The organism is Novosphingobium sp. KA1, from assembly GCF_017309955.1.
Lineage (GTDB): Bacteria > Pseudomonadota > Alphaproteobacteria > Sphingomonadales > Sphingomonadaceae > Novosphingobium.
The window spans coordinates 811,826-834,936 of sequence record NZ_CP021248.1; the positions used below are offsets into that span (position 1 = coordinate 811,826).

A 23,111-nucleotide genomic window follows, 5' to 3' on the forward strand; every position below is an offset into this window, starting at 1 on the left:
CAGCAACGAATGGCCGAGTCTCTGCCCAGAAAGATCATCCACGTCGACATGGACGCTTTTTTCGCGTCGGTCGAACAACGCGATGATCCGGCGCTGCGGGGCAAACCTGTGGCTGTCGGCTACTCGGCGGCGCGCGGTGTGGTCGCGGCGGCAAGCTATGAGGCCCGGACCTTCGGCGTGCGCTCGGCGCTGCCTTCCGTCACCGCGAAGCGGCGTTGCCCTGGGCTTATCTTCGTGCCGCCGCGTTTCGATGTTTACAAAGAGGTCTCGCGGCAAATTCATGGGATCTTCGCCGACTATACCGATCTCATTCAGCCGCTCTCGCTCGACGAGGCTTATCTCGATGTGACCGAATGCGTCGCTCAGGGGCGGCGGGGAATTACCACCGCCTGGCTGACCGCCAAGGAAATCCGAGCGCGGATCCTGGAGGAAACGGGCCTCACGGCGTCCGCCGGCATTTCCTACAACAAGTTCCTCGCCAAGCTTGCCTCCGACCAGAAGAAGCCCAACGGCCAGTTCGCTGTGACGCCCGACATGGGCGCCGCCTGGGTAGAGAGCCTGCCGGTGAAGCGCTTCTACGGTGTCGGGCCGGTCACCGCGCGCAAGATGGAGGCGCTCGGGATCGAGACCGGCGCCGATCTTCGTGCCAAGACGCTCAGCTTCCTGCAGGAGCATTTCGGCAGTTCGGCGGAATGGTACTACCAGATTGCACGCGGCATTGACGAGCGACCGGTCAACCCAGACCGGGAACGCAAGTCCTCGGGCAGCGAGACGACCTTCGACCGCGATCTGGTCGCGGATGCGGAAATCGAAGCCGGCGTGCTGGGCCTGGCCGACGACGTGTGGACCTGGTGCGAACGGGCGCAATCCTTTGGGCGGACGGTGACCGTGAAGGTCAAATACGCCGACTTCCAGCAGATCACGCGCAGCAAGACCTTTCCGGCGACCGCGCGCAGTCAGGAGCAGCTGCGTGAAGCAAGCCTCGCACTCGTTCGCCAGGTGCTGCCGACCGAAAAGGGCGTACGCCTCGTTGGTGTGACGGTATCGGCTTCGAGCAACAGGAAGCGGGCGCCGCGCTGCCGCTATTTGCGTGAGACGGCCTTGCTGAAGGGCTGAACAGCCATGCGCTACGCCGAACTCCAATGCGCCTCGCATTTCTCGTTCCTGCGCGGGGCTTCGAGCTGCGAGGAACTGTTCACCACGGCGGCGGCGCATGGGCTTGAGGCGCTTGCCATTACCGACCGCAACAGCCTCGCCGGGATCGTGCGCGCCTACGATGCCGCGCGATCGACGGGCGTCCGCCTCATCGTCGGTTGCCGCCTCGATCTTATCGAAGGGTACTCGCTCCTCGTCTATCCGATGAACCGGACAGGCTATGCCCGCCTTTGCCGCCTCCTCAGCCGGGGCAGGCAGCGGGGCGGGAAGGGCAAGTGCCTCATCGGCTGGGACGATGTGGCGGATCATGCCGAAGGCCTGCTGGCGATTTTACTTCCGGGTGAGATCGAAGAAGCGGACCCTGTAATTGCCCGCTTCGAACGCATCTTCTCGGGCCGGTGCTATCTCGCCCTGACCCTGCATCGCCGGCCCGGCGACCAGATGCGGCTCCATATGCTGTCTAATCTGGCCGCCCGGCACCAAGTGGCGACCGTCGTCACCGGAGACGTGCTCTACCACCATCCCCATCGCCGGGTGCTGCAGGAAGTCATGACCTGTATCCGCCATCGCTGCACGATCGATGAACTCGGCGCGCGGCGCGAAATCAATGCCGACCGTTTCCTCATGTCGCCTGCCGAGATGTACCGTCTCCATGGCCGTTACGAGGCGGCACTGGAGCGCACCATCGAGATCGCCGGGCGCTGCCGCTTCTCTCTCGACGAACTGCGCTATCAATACCCCGAGGAAGCCGCGATTCCCGGCCTGACCTCGCAGCAAGTCCTCGAAAGACTGACCTGGGAAGCGGCCGGAGAGCGCTATCCCGAAGGCCTCCCGAACGAGGTGGCTAGGCTGCTGCGGCACGAACTCTCGCTCATCGGCGAACTTGGCTATGCGCCGTACTTCCTGACGGTCAATTCGATCGTCCGCTTCGCGCGCAGCCGTGAAATCCTGTGCCAGGGCAGAGGCTCGGCAGCCAACAGCGCGGTCTGCTACGTGCTCGGCATCACCTCGATCGATCCTGCGCGCTCCGACCTGCTGTTCGAACGCTTCATCAGCCAGGAGCGCAGGGAACCGCCCGACATCGACGTCGACTTCGAGCACGAGCGGCGTGAAATCGTCATGCAGTGGGTCTTCGAGACTTATGGCCGTAATCACGCAGCCCTCTGCTCGACGGTCATCCGCTACCGCGCCAAGGGCGCCATCCGCGATGTCGGGAAGGCGCTCGGCCTCTCCGAAGACCTCATCAAGTCGCTGTCCGGTCAGATGTGGGGCTGGAGCGAGGACGGAGTTGAGGACCGCCACGTCAAGGAATTGAACCTCAATCTCGGTGATCGGCGGCTGCGGCTCGCGATCGACCTTGCGCGCGAGCTGATCGGGACGCCCCGGCATCTGTCGCAGCATCCGGGCGGCTTCGTGCTCACGCATGATCGGTTAGACGAACTGGTTCCGATCGAGCCGGCGGCCATGCCGGACCGTCAGGTTATCGAATGGGACAAGGACGATATCGACATCCTGAAGTTCATGAAGGTCGATTGCCTTGCCCTCGGCATGCTGACCGCCATGAAGCGCGGCTTCAACTTTCTCAGCCAGCACAAGGGCATCGAGATGGATTTGAGCTCCATCCCGCCCGAAGACCCGCGCACTTATGCCATGATCCGCGCAGCCGATACGCTCGGCGCCTTCCAGATCGAAAGCCGCGCGCAGATGGCGATGTTGCCGCACATCAAGCCGCGCACCTTCTACGATCTCGTCATCGAAGTTGCGATCGTCCGGCCCGGGCCGATCCAGGGCGACATGGTCCATCCCTATCTGCGACGGCGCGCGGGCAAGGAGCCGGTCCATTACCCCAAGCCCGAACTTGAAAAGGTCCTCGGCAAGACTCTCGGCGTGCCGCTGTTCCAGGAGCAGGCCATGCGCGTCGCGATCGAGTGCGCGGGCTTCACGCCGACCGAGGCTGACCAGCTGCGCCGTGCCATGGCGACATTCAAGTTCACCGGCGGCGTCTCCAAGTTCAAGGAGAAGCTCGTCGCCGGCATGACCGAGCGCGGCTACACCGCAGAGTTCGCCGAGAAGACCTTCGGCCAGTTGGAAGGATTCGGGAGCTACGGGTTTCCCGAGAGCCATGCCGCAAGCTTCGCGCTGATTGCCTATGCGTCTTGCTGGCTCAAGTGCTGGCATCCCGATGTCTTTTGCGCGAGCCTGCTCAATGCACAGCCCATGGGCTTTTATGCTCCCGCGCAGATCGTAGCGGATGCCAAGGCGCACGGCGTCGAGGTGCGGCCGGTCTGCGTCAATGCCTCGCGTTGGGATTGTACTCTCGAGCCCACCGCGAGCAGCGGCGAAGATGATCGCTTCGCCGTGCGCCTCGGCATGCGCATGGTCAAAGGGCTCGCAGAGGCAGATGTGGCAAGGATTGTCGCCGCGCGGGCGGATCAGCCTTACACGAGCGTCGAGGAGCTGTGGCGCCGGGCCGATGTTCCGGCCACCGCCCTTGGCAAACTTGCCGAGGCCGATGCCTTTCGTGCCTCGCTGCGGCTGGCGAGGCGCGAAGCATTATGGGCGATCAAGGCGCTGCGCGATGAGCAATTGCCTCTCTTCGCGGCGGCCGAGGCGCGCGGGGATGGCTTCATCCACGAGATAGTCGAGCAACCCGTTCTGCTGCGCGCCATGACGGAGGGTAGGGAAGTGGTCGAGGACTACAGTCAAGTTGGTCTGACGCTCAGGCGTCATCCGGTCGCCTTCCTTCGCCATGACCTGGACGCCAGGAAGATTGCGCCCTGCCGTTCGCTCGAGACCATTCGCGACGGACGCCGTATCTCACTTGCCGGGCTCGTGCTGGTGCGCCAGCGGCCGGGGTCTGCCAAGGGTGTGCTCTTCATCACCATCGAGGACGAGACGGGCATCGCCAACCTCATCGTCTGGCCGCGCATGTTTGAGGAGAACCGCCGGATCGTTATGGGCGCGCGGATGCTCGGCGTCGAGGGCGTGGTTCAGCGTGAGGGGGAGGTAATCCACGTGATCGCCCGGAAGCTCACCGATCTCACGCCGCTGCTATCGGGTGTAGGGCGCGAGCGGGGCGGCACTCACGACGCGTTCCCGCTGCCTTTCGGGCGCGGTGATGGCGCGAAGAATGGCGGTGGGCCAGACCCGCGCGATCCGGTCGAGAAGCATCCTGCTGCCCGCAACATTCTGATCCCTTTATGCCGAACTCGGCATAAGGGATCTTATGCCGAGCCCGAGGTTATGCCGAACCCTCTGCAAAAATCGCGGGATTTCCGCTGATCTCGTAGCCAACCATTCGGCATAGTCGCGCGGTGTCGGGCCAGCTTTTCAGCGCGGTGGAGCGATGGCAATTGCCGAATGGTCTGTGGTGGCATCGACCGGGATGCCTGCCTCCTTCCGTTCGGAGTAACGATCCACTAGCTGCGCTGCGTGCGGCCGCATCAGCACGGTGAAGCGCACCAGTTCCTCCATCACATCGACGATGCGCTCGTAATAGCTCGACGCCCGCATCCGGCCGTCCTCGTCAAACTCCTTGTAGGCCATCGCCACCGAGGACTGGTTGGGGATCGTGAACATCCGCATCCAACGCCCCAGCAGGCGCAGCGAATTGACGGCGTTGAACGATTGCGAGCCGCCGGACACCTGCATGACCGCAAGCGTTCGCCCTTGCGTCGGCCGCATCCCGCGCATCTGGAGCGGCAGATGATCAATTTGCATCTTCATGATGCCGCTGATCTGGCCGTGGCGCTCGGGGCTGCACCAGACCATGCCTTCCGACCACAACGCGTGCTCGCGCAGCTCATGCACAGCAGGGTGATCGTCTCCTGCTACCTGATCGGGCAGCGGCAGGTCACTGGGGTCGAAGATCCGCGTCTCAGCGCCGAAGAATTGCAGCAGGCGCGCCGCCTCTTCCACGGCGAGGCGCGAAAACGAGCGCTCTCGCAGCGAGCCGTAGAGCAGCAGAATGCGCGGAGGCGGTTGGTCCGGGCCAAGGCCAGAGGCGGGACGAGCCAACGCGAAAGCCTTGTCCAAAGCAGGAAGATGATCGGGGGCGGCGAGTTTGCGCAGTCTCATGCGGAAATACCTTTCTCGTACCAGGGGCGAGTCCGCTTCACCAAGGCGACGATCGACAGCATCACCGGCACTTCGACCAGCACGCCTACGACCGTTGCCAGCGCGGCGCCGGAACTGAGGCCAAAGAGGCTGATGGCAGCGGCCACAGCCAGTTCGAAGAAGTTGGAGGCGCCGATCAGAGCCGAAGGACCGGCAACGCACCATGCCACGCCGAAACGGCGGCTGAGCCAATAGGCGATGCCGGCATTGAGATAGACCTGAAACAGGATCGGGACGGCAATCAGCGCGATTACCAGCGGTTGCCGGATGATCTGCTCGCCCTGAAAGCCGAACAGTAGCACCAGCGTCAGCAGCAGGCTGGCAAGGCTGATCGGGCCGATGGCGGACAGGAAATGCTGAAGGCGCTGCTCACCCCCGCAAAGGAGGGCTCGGCGGAGCAGTTGCGAGATGACCACCGGGACGACGATGTAGAGGCCCACCGAAAGCGCCAGCGTGTTCCACGGCACGGTGATCGATGCCACACCGAGCAACAACCCGACGAGCGGCGCGAAGGCAAAGACCATGATCAGGTCGTTCAGCGCGACCTGGCTCAAGGTGTAGTTCGGCTCGCCCTCGACGAGGTTGGACCAGACGAAGACCATCGCGGTGCAAGGCGCTGCAGCCAGAAGGATCAGTCCGGCAATGTAGGATGACGATGCGCCTTCAGGCAGCATCGGCGCGAACAGATAGCCGAGAAAGAACGTGCCGAGCAGCGCCATCGAAAATGGCTTGATCGCCCAGTTCACCACAAGGGTGACGCCGATACCGCGCCAGTGCTGCCGAAGGCTATGGAGCGCGCCGAAATCGACCCGCAGCAGCATCGGAATGATCATCAGCCAGATCAGCCCCGCCACCACGAGGTTGACGTTGGCGATCTCCAGCGCTGCGATCGCCTCGAAGGCACCGGGGAGCAAATGGCCGAGACCGATCCCGATCACGATGCACAGGGCGACCCACAGCGAGAGATAACGTTCGAACAGCGACATGGTCGTCAGTCCTTCCCGGAAGCAACAGGCGCGGTCGCGGTGCCTCCGCCCAAGGCGATCTGCATGTAAACCGTGTCGAGCCAGCGGCCGGCCTTCCAGCCCATGCCGGTCAAGCGCCCTGCGTGCTCAAAACCGCAGGAACCGTGGAGAGCTACCGAGGCAGGTTCCGCCCCGCCGATGACTGCAACCATGCGGCGGAACCCGTGAGCCTCGGCGGCTTCCAGCAGGGCCTTGAGCAGCAATTTGCCGATGCCCCCGCCCCGCCGGTCATGCGCCACGTAGATGCTGTTCTCGGATGATCTGCCCCCCGCTGAGTGGCCCAGAGACTATGATAGTCTGGACCACGAAAGGGACGATGAATGCCGAGCAAGAAGCACAAGCCGGAAGAGATTATCGGCAAGCTGCGTGAAGCTGAGATTGTGCTGGCGCAGGGAGCCTCGACAGCAGAGGCGTGCCGCCGGATCGCAGTCAGCGAGCAGACATACTATCGCTGGCGCAAGGAATATGGCGGCCTGAAGACCGACCAAGCGCGGCGGATGAAGGATCTGGAGAAAGAGAACCAGCGGCTACGCCGGGCGATTTCGGATCTGACGTTGGACAAGCTGATCTTGCAGGAAGCTGCCAAGGGAAACTTCTAAGCCCCGCGCGGCGGCGGCGCTGCATCGATCAGTTGCGACAAGATTTGCCGATCCGGGTGTCCGAGCGACGGATATGCCGGGTGCTAGGGCAGCATCGATCGACACAGCGCAAGGTGCCGCGTGGGGCGGATGACGAACAGGCGCTCACGGAGGACATCGTCGCGTTGGCGAAGCAATATGGTCGCTATGGCTACCGCCGGGTGACGGCGTTGCTGTGCCATGCTGGGTGGACGGTGAACCACAAACGGGTCGAGCGGATATGGCGACGCGAAGGACTGAAGGTCCCGCTGCGCCAGCCCAAACGGGGACGCCTGTGGCTCAACGACGGATCATGTATCCGCCTACGGCCTGAGTATCCCGGGCATGTGTGGGCCTACGACTTCGTCGAAGGGCGCACGCACGATGGCCGCAAGTTCCGGATCCTGACCATCATCGATGAGGCCAGCAGGGAGTGCCTGGCACTCATCGTTGCCCGGCAGCTCAAACACGAGGATGTGCTGGCGGCGCTGGCTGACCTGTTCATTTCTCGCGGTCCTCCGGTACATATACGGTCCGACAACGGAAGCGAATTTATCGCGACCGCCGTCCAGAAATGGCTGGGGCAGATCGGCGTGACGACGCTCTACATCACGCCGGGATCACCATGGGAGAATGGCTATAACGAAAGCTTCAATGGATCGCTTCGCGACGAACTGCTCAACGGCGAGATCTTCTACAGCCTTGCTGAGGCCAAGGTGCTGATCGAGGCATGGCGGCGGCATTACAACACCGTTCGCCCTCACAGCAGCTTGGGCTACCGACCGCCGGCACCGGAAACGGCGACACCGCCATATCCGGCCTCCGGTTCCGCTTCGCTCCACCTCCGTCCGAATATGGCGGCGATGGGCTTAATCCACTAACAAACCAATCGGTCCACTCGGTGGGGGCAGAACAGCGCGGGTGTTCCTTGAACTACCGGACGGCACCTATCACCCTGGGATGTTCGTAGCGTCGTTGCAAGATGCATTGCGCCTAGTGCTGGAATACGGGCTTAGTGTTCCCCGCGCCTTCGTCACCCTGCACGATGAAGTCATCCTCGACGTGAAGGACGGCGTGCTTGATTTTCCTGCGGATGCGAAATCGCTCTTCGACGAGGCGAAGGCGTGTTTCCCCTCTTGGAACACCAAGTGGCTAGAGGCTGGGAACCTGGGGAGGTGGACGAGAAGCCGGTCCGCGAAGCTCACCTACGCGGCGCGGGCTTATGCAGAGGCAAGCGGTTTTGATGGCTCGACGCCCGAGGCATATGAGCATCCGGTAAACAGAATCGAACACGAGCTTCAGTCGGTTGCAGCGCAATTCGGGTTGAACCTGTACCAGTTCGGGTATCAGGCGCCGGGTGTGGTGTGCGCCGAGTTGGAGCGCTTCGACGACCGCCAACCGACGCCTGGTCAGTATAAGTCTCGAGATGAAGGTAATTCGGAAACGGCGCCGTCTGAGATGGCGGCTTTTAAAGGCGGACAAGCGGAATTCCGATTTGGATCGCAAGGCGCATCAGAGGGTGAGGACCACAGGAGTAATCAAGCTGACGGCGGCCGAGCAGAAAGATTGCCATCCAAACCTCCAATTGCGCGAATTTGGTGGGGCGTGCTTCTCGTAGTGCTGCTTGCCATAGGAAGCCCTTGGAGCCCAGGTGAGTTCGATAAAAGCATCTCAAGAATTGTTATGATCCCAATTTATGGGAGCATGGCGGCAGCCGCTGCGCTCCTGTACTGGGCATTGTCCTCAATATATCCTGAGGGCGCGCGAAGTGCTTCTGACAGCGATGATCTTTGGTCCAGCGACGAATTCGGCCTCCAAAATTGGCGCGATGGCAAAGTGCCAAGATACATGGATGAAACCGATCCAGCATCTGGCCCTCTGTGGGAGGGCAATCTGCTGCATGAGCAGGTAACGAAAGATCAGGCCGAACGAACTCTGCATTAATCCTTGCGCCGGCGGTATTTCGGATCGTCGTCACCGACGCCATGGTCTAAATCGGTCGAAAGCCGTCCAGTCTGCAAGACAGAGTACTGTTCAAGCGAGCCAAAAAGCGAAGTCGGATCGTAGACAGAATGGCCAGAAGCGGCCTCGCCGAGGTATTCGTTCCGGAGCCCACCTCTACCCAACATGCCGTCGGAGAGCGCCTGACTGAAGGCTTGTTCGGGGTTTTGTCTACGCGCTGCTGCCTGTTCTGCGTTGGCGATCGCCGAGCGAACATCATAATTCACGATGTCGATGGTTCCCGACGCGGCGATCCCTGTCCCATTGCTCTCACGGCCATCGACGCCGAGTTGCAGACTGGAACGGCCGGTTGAAGATTGGCTTCGTTTCTGCCCTCTCTCTTCACGAACCGCTGGGCCGCTGCTTGCTTCGTGGCTTGAGGCACTGCCGCCGATCCCCACGCCCCATGAGTTGCTGATGGTCGTCCTTTTATCTGCGCTGCGCGTGAGACTTCGTTGCCAGCCGGTCTGAGCCATCACTGCCTGGAGATCGCGTTGCAGGGTGTCCGCGACTTGGGGCTTGAGACGCCACTCACCCTTGCGGTCCATTTCGAAGCCGCCTCTGAGCCAGTTGGCGAGCATCTCCTTGCCTTCCGGGCCGCCGCCCATGAAATGCTCGATCGTGTCGGGGCCGGCCTGCTTGCCCGCTTCGAAGCGGGTGCTGGTGTCCGATCGGGCCGATTGGGCGAAGCCGGTGGCGCTGGATACCAGCATGTCGTTATCGGCGAGGCTGAGGCGCGCGGTACCGCCATTGGCAATGGCGCCAAGCTGGCTCTCATTGATGAGACCGGCCTTCCAGAACGCGGCGGCGGTTTTCGGTGACAGGTTCATGCTGAAATCGCCGTTCTGCTCCATCGCGATCTGACGCTTGGTGAGCCGAATGCCGTTGGCCGCCAGCAATCCTTGCATGCGGGTAAGGCGCTCATTGTCGACGATCGAAGTGAGGCGCCGGTTACGAGCACGATCGCCGATGCCGGCCGCGCCGCCTTCGTCCATGTCCTCACGGTTGCCGACGGTTTGGCTGAGCGTGTTGATGAAGCTGTCGAGCCGTGCCGCCTCGCGCACCGATGCGCCTGCGGCATAAGCGCCTTGCGCGAAGCCTTCGTTATCGGCTTCGCGTCGCTGCTCGCCGATCCGCGCCGAGCTGCGGGTGCCGTCGAGACCGACCTCGCGCTGAGCATCGAGCTTGCCGGCGCGCTCGGCAAAATCATATTGGGCTGTCTCGCGCGTGCGTCCATAGACGCTGCTTCCCTCGCGAGCGGCTTCAGCACCGGCGCCATCCGCCGTGCCGACCTGGACAGCCGCGTTGTAGCTCTCGAGCGCGCGGAGGACTTGTGCTTCGCTGCGCCCCGTCGAGTGCGCGAGTTGAGTGATCGCCGTGCTGCGTGCCTCGCCGGACAGGGCATTGATAAAGCCTACGCGGCGAGCCGTTTCGGCCACGCCGAGGCCCAGCTGGCCCGCTGCCTGCCGCTGTCCGTGGTTCGATCCCGTGCGCCAGTCCTGCTCGGTCGCGACATTGCCGCGCTCTGTTTGGGCCACGCGTTTTCCAGCGTGGTCGCGGCGGCCCTGCATGGCGCCGACCTGGATTTGGGCATTGGTCAGATCGTTCGCGAGGAGCTGCTGCTGATCATAGGCATTGGCGATGAGCTTGGCGAACGTCGGATCGGTCTGCGCCTCGGCGATGACGCCGGTGGCTTTAAGCTGCGCGTCGTTTGGCGAGTAGCCCGCGCGTTCGAAGTGGCGCGTCGCCGTCTGCATCATCATGCCGTAAGCGCGCTGGTCACCAAACGCCCGCCACTGAATGAGGTTCTGAGAGAAGGCGGCGAAGGTCTTCTCTCCTGTTTGGCCAACGCCGAAGTAGCCGGTTCCGATGGAACGCAGCGTGTCCTTCTCGGCGAATTGGTGGATGGCGCCGGTGGCGGCGTTGGCTTCAACGGCCCGTGCCGTTGCCGGATCGGAAAGGTCCTTACCTGCAAGGGCCGGGGCGAGGCTGCCGAGTTGCTGGGCCCCTTCGATCCCGCCGAGCGCGAAAGCGGTTGACCCGCGTGCGCCCGGGCTTTCACCGAGGACATGGCCTGCTTCGCCGAACGCCCGATTGGTCTGGAAGGAAGCGCGCTCGCCGAAGTCGCCGAAGCTAGAGGAGGCTGCGCGGCGGGAGCCTGTCCCCAGCGCCGACGCTTGTGCTTCGAGCGCCGAGGCCTGGCCTTCCGCCGTCGCCATTGGCGAGGCCGCTGCTGTTCCTTGCCCGGCAATGCCAAGCGATCCCGAGGTGAACGCGGAGAACACGTTTCCGCTGAAGCGGAAGACCGTGAAGACGAAGGCACCCGCAAGACCGGCGGCAGCGGTGCGGAACGTGCCGAAGATGGCGAGCGCCTTCATGGCGGCGGACGGCGCCAGCAGCCAGGCATTGGCGGCAAGGTTCTTCGATCTCAGCTCCGCTAGGCTCGCGATCGCGCGGCCAAGCGTGAGCTGGTAAATTCCGGCATCGATCACACCCCAGAGCGCCACGAAAACGAACATGCCCAGCGCAAAGCTTGCGACCCTGAGATTGATCGGCGTGAGAACGAATAGGAGCGCGATCGGTATCATGAAAAGCATGATCCCGAAGACCGTCGCGCGGATCGTCGGCATCCATTCGTTGGCGACCGACATGGTGGCAAGGCCATTCGAGGTCACTGCCCGGTTGGCCAGCGCCCTGCCGGCGCCGGCAGGAGAATCCTCGAAAAGAACGTCCCCGACGCTCTGGGCCAGAAGCGTGTGCGTGAAGAGGGCCTGGGCGGTCAGCGGGCGGTCCAGCATCATCTGGCCGAGGTCGCCGATTTGCTCCCTGCATCGATTGAGCTGTTGGGCATCACTTGTGTCGTAGCCGGTCTGCGCACAGACCTGTTTGCTGTAGGGCTCGAAGAGCCCCGGATCGGACAGACGGTCGGCGATATGATCCCAGGCCTCGGTGCAGCTGACCGTGCTGCCGCCCTTGTTGCCCTCGGTATAGATCGTCGAGAAGGTAGCCGGGCCGGCCATGGCCGCAAAGGAGGCGGGCAGGTCGGTGCTGGTGCGCAGCAGCTGATCATCGTCGATACCGTAGGCGGCCGACACGCGCGCTACCGGGTAGCATTGGCGCACGTAGTCCTTGATCGTCGCATCGAGGAAGGTGTCGGTCATCGGGCCGCGCGGGCTCACGGCGTTGAGGAAGAGGTCAAAGCTGTGGCCGCCGGCCCCGAATTCCAGCTTGGCACTCGGATCAAGCGTGTTGTCGTCGATCGTTTCGACAAGTGCGCGCTCCATCATGTTGCTGGCCCCGGCGACGAGGACGAGCAGGTTGGGAACGCCGCCCACCGCCTGGTAGGCATTGCGGACACGGTCGTAGACATGGACCGTTCCGGTCGAGGCGATCAGGCCGACGAACACCCCGACCCCGAAAAGGATCTGGAATCCGAAAGCCACAAGGCCCATGCCCGAGCCGCGGATGCTGGCGATGACGGCTCCGAGTGCAATCCCGACCGTTGCAACGATGAGCACCAGCGTTTCGTAACGGGGATCGCCAAAGATCATCGAAACGAGGCGGAAAGCATCCACCGTCTCGGCAAAGCCATCGTACGTGTGGAAGCTCGCGTCGATGGCCATGGCCGGCGCAGGTGTCAGGAGGTGGGCGGCGGCAAGGAGAGGGGCGGCGCGGCGGCAATTGTGTCCCATGACGGCTACTCGCGCCGGGCCGCGGCGCCCGCCGCGTCGCGCGCATCGCGGTCCCGCTCCCGCAGCAGGCCCGCATAGTTGGCAGAAAGGTTGGCGGCCGACAGGGCTGCCATGTAGCTCTGGCGCATCTGCGCACGCTGGCGCAGCGCCTCCTCGCGCAGGTCTCTGAGCTGCTCGATGCCTTTCGAGAGGATGCGGGTCTGACAGACATTGGCGCTCGCGCTGTCAGCCGCGCCTGCGACCGTGGCTCCCCGTTCTGCATTGCTCACGGCAAAGTCGATCGAGCGGGTGAGATCGTTCAGCATCTGGTAGGCGAGCGAGAGGGCGACCAGTTCGTCGGTGTCGGCAATCACGGAATCGACCACGCCCTGCCTCACGCCCCATTCGAGCATGCGATAGACCGGCAGCGTGCGGACATTGGCGACGAACTGGCGCTCGTCGAATGTGAGGGCCGAGCGCGTGCGGATCTTGGTCGCGATCGAGTCCATCCGGTCCCGCGCTAGCGACAGAGCGCCGCGACCGCTGCCGTCCTGCGTGCAGTCGGCCGCAGTCGGGGGGACATTGAGCGCGCGCTTCTGGACGGTTCCGGTGAGGAAGTCCTGGGGACTGTCGGTGTCCTGTCGTGGGCACTGCGGGATCGCGGTGAAGAGCGGAACTTTGTCATTGGTGTCCCAGCGCATGTAGACGTCGCCCACCCGCGCGCGCATGACGTTTGCCCAGTCGCCGGCCCCGATACGCGATGCCGCATGGTTCAGCAGCGATCCGGTCCGGAAGATCTCCGTCACTTCGGCCGGGCAATTGGCCAGCGCGTCCTTCAGATCCTCGGTGGGATTGTTGGCATTGGCCTCGATCTTTTCCCGGCTCTGCTGGTAGCTCTTGGCAAAGCCCTGCTTGACCGAGCGATACCCGGTCATTTCCTCGATGATCCCGGACATGTTGTCGTCGCCCTTGGCGATCTGCACCATGCGGTTGGCAAGGCGGCAGTCGTTGACCTGGATCGAGTTCAGGTAGTTGGTAGCCGCCTCCATCTTGCTGATGATGTTCCCCATCTTCTCGTCGAGCGTTTCGAGAAGGTACTGGAAGGCGACAGCGGGTGCGGCCTGCAGGATGCTTTCCAGTTTCTGGACGAGGTACTCGGGATCGAGGAATGACATGCCGCCTAGAAACATGTCGATGCCGCCGCAGCCCGCGCGTACCTTGGGCAGGCTCATGGACATGAGGTAGTCGTTGTGGACGTCAACCCGGCCCGACATGCCGCCCGCGGTGAGGTATCCGCGGGTCTGGTCCTCGAAGCTGCCGGGCGAGGAATAGGTCACATTGTCGAACCAGCTCTCGGCCCAGCTCTGTGCCTTGGCCGCCGAGGGCAGACACAGACACGTGAGAAGGATCATTCCAAATGCGATCAAGCACTGCCTTGGCATAGAGGGCCTCGTCTGAGATAGAGTGCGGTGTGCCGATCGGTTTGCGGCGTGAGGCAGTTTATCCTTGCAAATTCGGAACTGATTTCCGAAAATGCGAGGATGATAGAGCGTCAGATTGCCTCCGAACTGATCGAAAGGCTCGATTTCGCGCCAGCCGTCGCGCTGCTTGGGCCCCGACAGGTCGGCAAGACGACATTGGCCCGCAGCATTGGCGATGATCGCGGCGCGCTTTATCTGGACCTCGAGTCCGAGACCGACCGGGCGAAGCTTGCTGAGCCCGAGCTCTATCTCGCCCAGCACGAGGACAAGCTCGTCATACTCGACGAGGTGCACCGGCTTCCGGAGATATTCCAGCCACTGCGCGGCATCATCGATGAGGGACGGCGCAAGGGGCTGAGAGCCGGCCGGTTCCTCCTTCTGGGCTCGGCGTCCATCGATCTTCTCGCGCAATCGGGCGAAACCCTGGCAGGGCGCATCAGCTATCTCGAAATGGGCCCGCTCGGCATTTCCGAGGTGGCGAGGCAAGATGCAGACAAGCTCTGGCTGCGCGGGGGATTCCCGGACAGTTTTTTGAGCGCCAATGACCGCCTCAGTATGCGTTGGCGCAGAGATTTTATCCGCACCTATCTGGAGCGGGATATTCCGCTGTTTGGCCCGCGCGTTCCAGCCGAGACGCTGCGCAGATTCTGGACGATGCTCGCACACCACCAGTCGAGCCTGCTCAATGCTTCCGAATTTGCCAGAAGTCTCGGTGTCGATTCCAAAACGGTTGCCAGCTATCTCGATCTGCTCGTGGATCTGCTGCTGGTTCGGCGGCTCGAGCCCTGGCACAGCAACGCCTCGAAGCGTCTTGTGAAGTCGCCGCGCATTTACGTGCGCGACAGCGGTCTGGTGCACGCTCTTCTCGGTATCGGGACATCCGAAGAGTTGCTCGGCCATCCAGTAGCAGGTGCAAGCTGGGAAGGTTTTGCACTCGAGAGCCTGATCATGGCGGCGCCGGAAGGCACTGCTGCAAACTTCTATCGCAGCGCGGCCGGAGCGGAGATCGACCTTCTTCTCACTCTGCCCGGCGGCGAACTCTGGGCGATCGAATTCAAGCGCAGTCTCGCTCCCAAAGTCGAGCGCGGTTTCCACCATGCCGCTGAAGACCTCGCCCCGGCTCGCAAGATCATCGTCTATCCAGGCTCGGAGGCCTATCCCACGGCTCATGGCATCGAAGTCCTGCCATTGTGGGATGCAGCGAAGCTGCTTGCCGCGCAGGAATGATCTTGGGACGCTTGGCTTGAGTGTCGTCATCGTCTTGTGCCGCTGGAGCGGGAGGGGAGGCCGACGATGCCGGTGAATTTCGCCATCGCGCGCACCGCGACGGCGGGCCTGACACCGGTCAGCATCTTGGCGGAAAGATAGAGATTGCGCGCGATGTTGACCGGGTGATCCGTGCCGACTGCGATCGGAACGATGCGGCCTGGATCGGCACGGGGTCGGACCCAAGCGACGGGATAGCCGACCCAGGGCAGCCCCATCCTGCCGGACATGACGGCGGCCTCGTCGGGCCCGATGGTCCGCACTTGCCAGCCATAGCGGCGGCCGAGCACGGTGAGTTTGGACCAGAGGTCGCCGCAGGGGATGCAGCCGGGCGCCGTGGACATCTCGATGACGAATGCAGGCCCGTGACCGGCGAGCGTCTGGGTAAAGTCTGCGGGAAAGTCTTTCGTGAGCGGCACGCGTGCGAGCCAGGCCTGCATCGATACCTGGTTCGCAACCGGATGAATTGCGGCGCTGCGGGCGTCGATCACGGTGGGTGCTGCGTGGGCAGGGACATGGAGAAGCAATCCCGCTGCACATGCGTTTGCTGCGAGGCCCGATTTCCGGCTCATGGCAAGTCCCCAGCGCCGATCGTTGTCGCAAGTGGGGCTGCACCTGGATCGGCGGCCGAGACGGGACCGTTGGCGAGAGCATCGAAGAAGCCGGCATCTTCGCCGGGCCCGGTCATGAATTGCTCGGGGCGGATATCCCCGCGCAGCAGCCGCACCGCCTGATAGGCCATCTGGGCAAGGTTCGGATAAGCCTCGACGCCGGTCGCAACGATCATGCGCTGCGCGCTGCCGCGCCGGATCAGCATCGTGGTGGGGGTGACGTCAACCCCGAACCGCGCCCCCATTTCCGGGCGCTCATCGAGGTCGATCCGCGTCACCTGCCACCCCGTCTCGTCCTGGAAGCGCTGAACGATCGGCCACTGCACCCGGCAATAACCGCAGGCGGCTCTTGAGAACATGACAAGCGCAAACTCATTGGCACGGGCACGCAGATAGCGGGTTCGTATGGTGTCCTTTTCCGCAGAGAGCTGGGCTCTCGCATCGCCGACCATCGGGTTGGCCGATTTCGAGTTCAGTTCCGGGTTCTGCAACATGGCGATCTGCGTGATCCCGGCAAAGGCACGCGCCTTGCGCCGGGCGAAGTCCTCAAGTCGCCAGAAATCGGTTACCGCCTCGACCGTGAGGACCGTAGCGGCATAGTCGCGTTGGTCTTCGATCAATTTGCGGATCTTTGGCGGTGTCCACCTGGCAAGCTCGGCCATTGGCGGAATGCTCGGCTTCGCCAGTTCGCTCGGCTCATCCCTGGCCTCCACTTGCGGGACCCGGTACCACCAGTAGCCTCGGCGCAAATCGGCAGGATGCTCGGCAGTCTGCCCGCCGGTCTGGGCTGCGGACGCGCTGCCGGCGGTTGCGATCAAGCTGACGGCAGCCGCGAGAGAACGAGCCCGTGTCACAGCACTCGCTCCATGCGCGTGAGCTTGGTGATCGGCACGAGGCCGAAGTAGCGGCTGTCGAACCCGCGCGGATGGCGCGATCCCACATAGACCATGCCCGGCGGCACGATCCCGCTCCAATGCAAGTGATCGAGGCGCATGCCGTTATGGGCTCTCGACATGCTGACACCGAGAAGCTCGCCGTTGCAGAAATACCAGCCGTCGAGCTCGGTCCGCGAAAGCAGCGACGGGTGTTCCCGGGTCTCAAGCCGGTCGCCTGGCAGGCAAAGTGCATGCTTGGTCACTTGCACGGGCGCCGGGCCGGCGATGGGATGCCTGAGCGTGAAACGGACATAATCGCCGCGGGCAATCTTGCCGGGGCTTTCGGTAACCACCCAGGCCTCGATCGACGGCGACATGACGATCGCGAGGCGAGGCATGATTATGCCGGCGACGAGCGCGGCCGGGCAGGCGACCAGCAGCGCGAGGCACAGACGGCGGCAGGTTGCTTTGTCGTTCTCGTCGCCTGCGAGCGCGCCTGCGGCGGCGCGCGGCAGCGCGACGAGGATATTTCGCAAACGCGCTGACTGGCGCCGGAGCGCATCAGCGGACGGTGAGCAGGGACTGTGCATCGCGCACCTCCTCCTTGCCGCCGAGGCGGGCATATTCATCGAGCAGGCCTGCGAGCGCGCTGTCGCCGTAGACGACGTGAGTATTTGGACGGGCACCTTTGTTGGGAGTAGCGGCCGCCTCGTCACCGCGTTCGCAGTAGGGCTGGGTCGGATCGCCCGGCACCATGGCAAGCGCCGGCACGCGCGAGACGGCGTATTGGCGAAACACGATGGGGTCGACCACGATCTGGACATCTCGCATGGCGCAGGCCGGCCCCTCGCAGCCTGGATCGATGCGGAGCATTTCAGCGCTGAGCTTTGCGAATGGCGCGATCTTTTTCATGCCGCCGGGCAGGCCGCGGAAGGCGATCACACCGTGGACGCGCTCGAGCTGTGCGGCATAGCTGCGCAGCACCGGCATCGGCATGGAGGACGAGGCGAACAGCAGGGGCGTCCAGCTTTTCGGCGTGCTCGGTGTCGCACCGGCCTTGGCGAGGCCTTGCTCCTCGGAGGGTTCGAGCCCGAGTGTCTGGCGCAGCAGTCTTGCCTGGCGCTCGCGCTCTGCCGCAAGTCCCTTCTGTGCCAACTCATTGGCCGCGCGGGCACGCACCTCCATTGCCGGATTGGCGCTGCGGCGCTTCAATCCTTCGAAGGCACGGCGTTTCTCGGCCGGTGCTGGTGCTGGCGGCCGTATTGAAACGGGTGCACTACTCGCCTCGTTCTTGGCGTTCTGCAGAGCATTCCTGAGGCGCTCCATCGCCTCGCTGCCCTCATCGCCGATCGCCTGTCTTGCAGGCTGTGCGATCACGCTGCCCGGCACCAGGCCGAGAAGCCCTGCGATTATCGCCCTACTGGCCAACGGCCTTGAGATAGGCATCGACGCGTTCCTCCATATCGATCTGGATCTCGGATTGGGCGCGGGCCTCGATGTCCGAATAGTATTCGGAGAGGTCCATCTTGCTGAAATCGAGCGCTTGAAACTCTTCGGGCGTGAAGCCGCGGCACATCGGGTTCTTGGCCGTGCCCCACGGATCATCGTTGAAGGCCTTGAGCTGCGGGCGGCCCTGTTCCTGGATGATGCGGCCGAGCTTGGTGTTGAAGCAGCAGCTCCCGCGCGCTTTCTGGAGGCACACGCCGAGCAGGCTCGAGGAGCAGTAGGTGCCGATCTCGTGGCACATCCCGGATGCCCGCAGCATAGCGGCCTCCATGTCCTGCTCGTCGCAGCCCGAAAGCAGGAATTCCATCATGAAATTGACGGCGAGGCTGATGGCTATCGAGGTCGGGTCGATGCCGATGATCAGCGCGTTGGCGCCGGCACTGGCGGCCTGGCTCGCGGTCGCGCCCGCCTTGAAGGCGGTATAGGCGGCCTTCATGCCGGTGAGGACGCCTTTGGCCACGGCGATCTTGGTTCCGACCGACGCGACAGAAGAGCCCATGCCGTCCTTGACGATCTTGCCCTTGTCCTTGCAGCAATTGGCGAAGGTTGTCGAAAGCCCGGGCGGGCGGCACCGCATGCCGCGCCCCGAAAAGATCTGGACTTCGCCCATGCAGTTGCCATCGGCATCGATCCCGCCATTGGCCTCTATTCCCGGATCGTCGATCGCGGGCTCCTCGACAATCGGATTGGCGGAAAGGTCGATGCAGGCATGCGGCGAGCATGCGGGCGTGCTCCCGGCCGTTCGGGCATGACAGGCATACTGCGGGCCGGCGGGACAGCTGTAGGCCCCGGCGCTATCTGCAATGCAATCGACCGCTTCGATGGGACAAAGCTGCTGGCCGTCGATCGTCGCGGCGCAACTTGCCTGCTCGCCTTCATCGGCGGCGTCGCCATTGCCGTCGAGGTCGGCAGCGCAGATATGCTGGGCCATCGCGGGGCTGTGCATAGCTGCAGCAGCCAGGAGAAGGATTGCCACGAGCGGGGCGCGTTTGCCTGCAAGTGATTGCGGTACGGAGGCCGCTCTCATGGCTGGACCTGTGTGCACACGAGGTCGGCGCCGGCGAGACGGACGCTCTGCATCATGACGACGGCCTCGGGGAAATCGTCGAGACAGCCGCAGGCCGAAACGATCTCCTCGCCAGGGCCAGCAGGGCATTGGTTGTCGCTGCCGCAGGCATGATAGAACGTCTCGGTGCCGACAGGCACGTTCTGCTTTTCGGCAACGGGGCCGTCAGCGGCGACGCCGTCATTGGCCGCGGTCTTGCGCGTCTTGCAGATGGGCTCGCACGCCGCGAACGTGCCGCGATCGGGCAGGGCAAAGGGCCGGGTGGTTTCCGAATGGCTTCCATCCGCGTTCAGGGTCCGGTCGGCAAGAAGCGTTTCGGTCGAGCGGTCGAGAATATAGGCGCCGCGGCTCGTATCGGGCTGCGCAAGCTCTGTCCCGCTGCAGCGGTAGGTTCGATCCTTCAGGAAGAAGTCGCGCGTCAGTTCGATCGGACAGGCGCTTCCTCCCATCTGCCGGGTCTGGGTGAGAGGCTTCAGACCGGTTGCGGCGCCATTGAGGAAGGTCTGCACACCGTCGATCGTTTCGCTGTCGATGCGGCAGGCCGTATCGCTGGCGATGTTTGCGCAGCCGTCCACGAGTTGCTCGGTGGCCTTGCAGCTGTTGTCGACGTCGACGTGAATCTGCGCGAAACCCTCGCCCCCGGCAGCAACCGCGACCCGGAGCCAGACCTCATGATCACCGGCCGACAGGAAAGGTTTGATGTCGAGGTTCGGCGTTTGCGTGTAAGTCTTCTTCTGCTCGCATTTCGCGGGCGGCACGCCGGATGAGGTCCAGGATTGCGGCCCCGAGGCGACGACTTGGCCGTCGATGCGGACCTGTCCCCAGTCGTCGGCGTACCAGCGGGTGAGGCGCGCATTAACGATGCGGGTGGGATCGCTGACATGCAGTGTCATGCGAAAATCGACGAGCGAGCAGCTTCCTCCGGCGAGGCTGTTGTCGGACGGCGACCCCATCAGAAAATCGAGCGAGTTGCCCGCTTCGCCCGTCGCATAGCCTCCGGCGTTCCGGCTGATGATCTCACCGGGCTTCGGAGATACCACCGTGACCGTCCGCTCGAGGTTGCAGTGCCGATACTGGAGCGAGGTGCCGGTTCCAATCTGCGAATTGACGAGCGCCTGGAAAACGGCGCTGCTGCTCGAGGCCATAAAGGCGTCAGAGGCCATTGCAGCGGAATTGGCCTTGTAGGCCGATTGGGGCAGGGCCTGATCCGAGGTGCAGGCGGTCGATTGCGCGCCGACATAGCGGATCGAAGGGCCGTCGATCACTGCTTCCGCAACCCCGTAGCGCGGGTCCGCGCTCGTCAGGGCACCGATCATGCCGCCGCCGAGATCCCTGAGGACTCCGCTCATGTTCGACCAGGCGAGGCCTGCGCCGCAGCTGGCGTTGATGCAGTAGCATCCGGCAAGTTCCGACAGATCCGCCGGGGCTAGTGACAGGGAGCCGCCTGCAGAATTCCAGCTGTAGCTCTTGCAGCCATTCCAGGTTCCGGCTTCGCAGCTGATGACGCCGTTCGCGCATATTCCCGAAACCGGCACGGGCAGATTGCTGCGGCTATCGATGGTGCCGTCGAGATCAGTGTCACGGGCAATGCTCACCGACGCGAGATCACCGCCGCTATCCGGCTGCACGATGACTTCGAGCAGGCTGGCGGTCTTCTGGCAGGCGAGGTTGGGCGTAAACGAGCGACTGCCGTCGACCGTGGTAATCGTTTGCCCTGCAAGGCCCGGGGTCAGATAGTTGGTTGTGATCGCATCGCTGTCGCTCGACTTTGCCCGCGAGGCCGCTGCTGCCGCTCGGGCGCGAGCTTCCATCGCCTGGCTTTGCGACGTTTGTCCGTCTGCCCTTTGGGCCGGAAACAGCATAAGAGGCAAAGTGGCCAGTGCGGCCATGGCGACGTGCGAGGCGGAGAGGGCGCGCTCATGTCGTCCATGGAGGGAGATGGCCGCACTGGCCAAGGTTGGAGCCGTGCCGCCCAGGGGACGTAGCGGCACGGCTCCGGTCACGCACAGGGGCCGCGGGCCGTAAGGGCCTTGGCGGACAGACCTCCGGAACATGCGGCCGGTCTGTGCGGGACGTGGGGGAAGCGATCCGTTCATAGCGCCGAGATCCCGGCGCAGCAGATCACCTTTTCGAAGAGCATGAACTGGGCGTTGTCCTTGCCCGGCGCGTGCTTGGCAGAGCTCCAGAGCGCGCCGGGCCTGCCAATGTTGACGCACTTGCCGCCCTTGACTGGCTCCATGATCTGGAGCTTGTAGCGCGACTTGGTCCAGATCGGCTGCGGGATGAACGAGCAGCCGTCGGCGGAACTCACCGTCAGCGCACCGAGGCGGCCCATCATGAAGGTTCCCCGCGCAGCAAGCCCGGCCCACGCCTCGACGCTGTCGTCGAAATGGATGTCGCCGGCGATCGGATAGGTCGCGCCCCACGAACCCATGCACCAGAACAGCGGATCGATGACCTTGCCGGCCGCGGCTGCGGCGCTGTCGGCCATGCAGGCAAGGCCCGCCGCCGGATTGCCGAACAGCACCGCCTCGGGCTGGATGATCGCGCCGAGCGTTGCCGACTGCCATGTGGGCAGGACCTCGGTCATCAATGCGACATCGAAACCGTCGTTTTCGATGCACGCCAGGTCGGTGAACATGTCGAGCATCGCCCAGACCGGCGAGATGTAATAGTGCATCTGCGCGAACATCTTGCGCGTCTGCGTGCCGTCGGCGATCGAGGTCTGGCTGCCCTGGAGCTTGCCGCCGGTCGGCATGATGTCGGCGCCGAGCGCCATCATGCAGCCCGGTTCAGTCACGACATCGACCATCCGGTTGGGTGACCAGTACGAAACCTTGATCCCGAGTGTGACCTCGAGGCCCTTGCGGCAGGCGCAAAGCGGCTTGGAGGTCGACTGGGCGTCGAGCGCCTTGTCGAGCTTGTCGTAGCTGCCGACCCGCACGCCGCCGATGGTGATCGGAAAGATGCAGGTCCAGCGTACTTTGGTGATCGGGTTGAAGACCGTGCCGGCTTCGCACTTGGAGGCATTTGCCGTGCCGGGAAGTATTGACGCGCTCAGTAGTCCGAGAGCGGTGGCAGCAAGCAGTGCTGGCAGGTGGGGGCGGGAAGGCTTCACGGACGTGTCTCCTTCGATGTTTGCAGGCTTTCCGGGCCGTATTCGGTGAGCACGAGGCGGGTGCCGGCCTGGGCGACGATGACCGGCGCCGATGTGAGGCCGAGACGCTCCTTCACCCGCTCTTCCAGAATGAAGATCGCCCTTCCTGACTTCTCCGAGAGGCCGATGGCATCGCCGTTCATTCCGTTTTGTGCGGCCAGCAGAATGAAGTCGGTCGGCCGTGCGGTTCTGAGCGCCCAGTCAAGCTCGCCGGGATGGACGACCACCAGGCGCTGGGGCAGGTTCACATACGTGAGCGGGTTGAATGTGAAGCCCTTAGGGTAGAGGGTCTTGCCGTCCGGCAGCGTGATGTCGAAATCGAGCGTGTAGAAGGGAACCACGCTGCGCACCCGGTTACTGGTTGCAGACGGCAACTCTGCGGCCTTGAGTGCGCTCCAATTTTGACGCGGGCCGAAGGCCTTGCTCATGTCGGCAGGAAGCGTTGCTGTCTTCGCCTCGATTTCGGCCAGGGCATCGGGTTCGATGATCGGCCAGGTACGCCCGATCTTGCTCGATGGCGTCGGGGCCCCCGTTGGTGACGCTGCCTCTGTCATCGCCTGCGGG

At 63.6% G+C, this 23,111-nt stretch carries 17 protein-coding genes and 1 pseudogene; 5 read left to right on the forward strand and 13 right to left on the reverse strand.

Annotated features, from left to right (window positions below; genetic code table 11):
• Positions 1-9: 9 nt before the first annotated feature.
• A complete protein-coding gene (gene dinB / locus CA833_RS21570) occupies positions 10-1,116 on the forward strand; it encodes a DNA polymerase IV (RefSeq protein WP_207081143.1) in 1,107 nt (368 codons plus the stop codon).
• 6 nt (positions 1,117-1,122) lie between these two features.
• Positions 1,123-4,437 (forward strand): error-prone DNA polymerase, encoded by a 3,315-nt coding sequence (locus CA833_RS21575; protein WP_207081144.1) that lies wholly within the window; start codon positions 1,123-1,125, stop codon positions 4,435-4,437.
• Between the two features lie 48 nt (positions 4,438-4,485).
• Here CA833_RS21575 and arsH read toward each other — a convergent pair whose 3' ends face one another.
• The 3 genes and pseudogenes from arsH to CA833_RS21590 all read right to left on the reverse strand — a co-directional run.
• Positions 4,486-5,232 (reverse strand): arsenical resistance protein ArsH, encoded by a 747-nt coding sequence (arsH, locus tag CA833_RS21580; RefSeq protein ID WP_207081145.1) that lies wholly within the window; start codon positions 5,230-5,232, stop codon positions 4,486-4,488.
• Positions 5,229-6,257, reverse strand: coding sequence for an ACR3 family arsenite efflux transporter (gene arsB / locus CA833_RS21585; protein ID WP_207081146.1), 1,029 nt, complete (start codon positions 6,255-6,257; stop codon positions 5,229-5,231). The genes arsH and arsB overlap by 4 nt, the downstream gene beginning before the upstream one ends.
• 5 nt (positions 6,258-6,262) lie before the next feature.
• Positions 6,263-6,550, reverse strand: a pseudogene (locus CA833_RS21590) (N-acetyltransferase family protein); the annotation flags it as partial.
• A 66-nt stretch (positions 6,551-6,616) separates the two neighbouring features.
• Between CA833_RS21590 and CA833_RS21595 the strand changes: the two are divergent.
• Positions 6,617-7,794, forward strand: a protein-coding gene (locus CA833_RS21595) for an IS3 family transposase (RefSeq protein ID WP_207080820.1) whose coding sequence is annotated in 2 segments (ribosomal slippage) — positions 6,617-6,881 and positions 6,881-7,794 — 1,179 coding nt in all. Because the reading frame shifts where the segments join, the coding sequence is not laid out codon by codon here.
• Positions 7,795-7,834: 40 nt separating this feature from the next.
• Positions 7,835-8,857, forward strand: coding sequence for a hypothetical protein (locus CA833_RS21600; RefSeq protein WP_207081147.1), 1,023 nt, complete (start codon positions 7,835-7,837; stop codon positions 8,855-8,857).
• On the opposite strand, the gene CA833_RS21605 is transcribed toward CA833_RS21600, so the two are convergent.
• Both CA833_RS21605 and CA833_RS21610 read right to left on the reverse strand, forming a co-directional pair.
• On the reverse strand, positions 8,854-12,606 hold the full coding sequence (locus tag CA833_RS21605) for a conjugal transfer protein TraG N-terminal domain-containing protein (RefSeq protein WP_207081148.1): 3,753 nt from the start codon (positions 12,604-12,606) through the stop codon (positions 8,854-8,856). The two genes, CA833_RS21600 and CA833_RS21605, sit on opposite strands and share 4 nt — an antisense overlap.
• A 5-nt stretch (positions 12,607-12,611) precedes the next feature.
• Positions 12,612-13,997, reverse strand: a complete 1,386-nt coding sequence (locus CA833_RS21610) for a conjugal transfer protein TraH (protein ID WP_242526593.1) — start codon at positions 13,995-13,997, stop codon at positions 12,612-12,614.
• Between the two features lie 78 nt (positions 13,998-14,075).
• On the opposite strand from CA833_RS21610, the gene CA833_RS21615 reads away from it, so the two are divergent.
• Positions 14,076-15,293 carry an ATP-binding protein gene (locus CA833_RS21615; RefSeq protein ID WP_242526594.1) on the forward strand — a complete coding sequence of 406 codons (1,218 nt, stop codon included), beginning with the start codon at positions 14,076-14,078 and terminating at the stop codon, positions 15,291-15,293.
• Between the two features lie 26 nt (positions 15,294-15,319).
• Here CA833_RS21615 and CA833_RS21620 read toward each other — a convergent pair whose 3' ends face one another.
• The 8 genes from CA833_RS21620 to CA833_RS21655 form a co-directional block, all read right to left on the reverse strand.
• Positions 15,320-15,823 carry a hypothetical protein gene (locus CA833_RS21620; protein ID WP_370584613.1) on the reverse strand — a complete coding sequence of 168 codons (504 nt, stop codon included), beginning with the start codon at positions 15,821-15,823 and terminating at the stop codon, positions 15,320-15,322.
• 77 nt (positions 15,824-15,900) lie between these two features.
• A complete protein-coding gene (locus CA833_RS21625) occupies positions 15,901-16,761 on the reverse strand; it encodes a conjugal transfer protein TraF (RefSeq protein ID WP_207081151.1) in 861 nt (286 codons plus the stop codon).
• A gap of 32 nt (positions 16,762-16,793) precedes the next feature.
• Positions 16,794-17,447, reverse strand: coding sequence for a S26 family signal peptidase (locus CA833_RS21630; RefSeq protein WP_242526595.1), 654 nt, complete (start codon positions 17,445-17,447; stop codon positions 16,794-16,796).
• Positions 17,380-18,195 carry a type-F conjugative transfer system pilin assembly protein TrbC gene (locus tag CA833_RS21635; RefSeq protein ID WP_242526596.1) on the reverse strand — a complete coding sequence of 272 codons (816 nt, stop codon included), beginning with the start codon at positions 18,193-18,195 and terminating at the stop codon, positions 17,380-17,382. The genes CA833_RS21630 and CA833_RS21635 overlap by 68 nt, the downstream gene beginning before the upstream one ends.
• Before the next feature lie 40 nt (positions 18,196-18,235).
• Entirely contained in the window at positions 18,236-19,270 is a 1,035-nt protein-coding gene (gene traN / locus CA833_RS21640) for a conjugal transfer protein TraN (RefSeq protein WP_242526614.1), read from the reverse strand.
• A 77-nt stretch (positions 19,271-19,347) separates the two neighbouring features.
• Entirely contained in the window at positions 19,348-21,279 is a 1,932-nt protein-coding gene (locus CA833_RS21645; RefSeq protein WP_370584614.1) for a hypothetical protein, read from the reverse strand.
• Between the two features lie 203 nt (positions 21,280-21,482).
• Positions 21,483-22,478 (reverse strand): TraU family protein, encoded by a 996-nt coding sequence (locus CA833_RS21650; RefSeq protein ID WP_207081261.1) that lies wholly within the window; start codon positions 22,476-22,478, stop codon positions 21,483-21,485.
• 26 nt (positions 22,479-22,504) lie between these two features.
• A complete protein-coding gene (locus CA833_RS21655) occupies positions 22,505-23,101 on the reverse strand; it encodes a conjugal transfer protein TraW (RefSeq protein ID WP_207081262.1) in 597 nt (198 codons plus the stop codon).
• Between the last annotated feature and the right edge of the window lie 10 nt (positions 23,102-23,111).

Excerpts from the sequence above, each read along its gene's own strand:
- dinB (WP_207081143.1), top strand. The coding sequence starts at position 10 with ATGGCCGAGTCTCTGCCCAGAAAGATCATCCACGTCGACATGGACGCT.
- CA833_RS21575 (WP_207081144.1), top strand. The coding sequence starts at position 1,123 with ATGCGCTACGCCGAACTCCAATGCGCCTCGCATTTCTCGTTCCTGCGC.
- arsH (WP_207081145.1), bottom strand. The coding sequence starts at position 5,232 with ATGAGACTGCGCAAACTCGCCGCCCCCGATCATCTTCCTGCTTTGGAC.
- arsB (WP_207081146.1), bottom strand. The coding sequence starts at position 6,257 with ATGTCGCTGTTCGAACGTTATCTCTCGCTGTGGGTCGCCCTGTGCATC.
- CA833_RS21605 (WP_207081148.1), bottom strand. The coding sequence starts at position 12,606 with ATGGGACACAATTGCCGCCGCGCCGCCCCTCTCCTTGCCGCCGCCCAC.
- CA833_RS21610 (WP_242526593.1), bottom strand. The coding sequence starts at position 13,997 with ATGATCCTTCTCACGTGTCTGTGTCTGCCCTCGGCGGCCAAGGCACAG.
- CA833_RS21630 (WP_242526595.1), bottom strand. The coding sequence starts at position 17,447 with ATGAATATGCCCGCCTCGGCGGCAAGGAGGAGGTGCGCGATGCACAGT.
- traN (WP_242526614.1), bottom strand. The coding sequence starts at position 19,270 with ATGCACAGCCCCGCGATGGCCCAGCATATCTGCGCTGCCGACCTCGAC.
- CA833_RS21645 (WP_370584614.1), bottom strand. The coding sequence starts at position 21,279 with ATGGCCGCACTGGCCACTTTGCCTCTTATGCTGTTTCCGGCCCAAAGG.
- CA833_RS21655 (WP_207081262.1), bottom strand. The coding sequence starts at position 23,101 with ATGACAGAGGCAGCGTCACCAACGGGGGCCCCGACGCCATCGAGCAAG.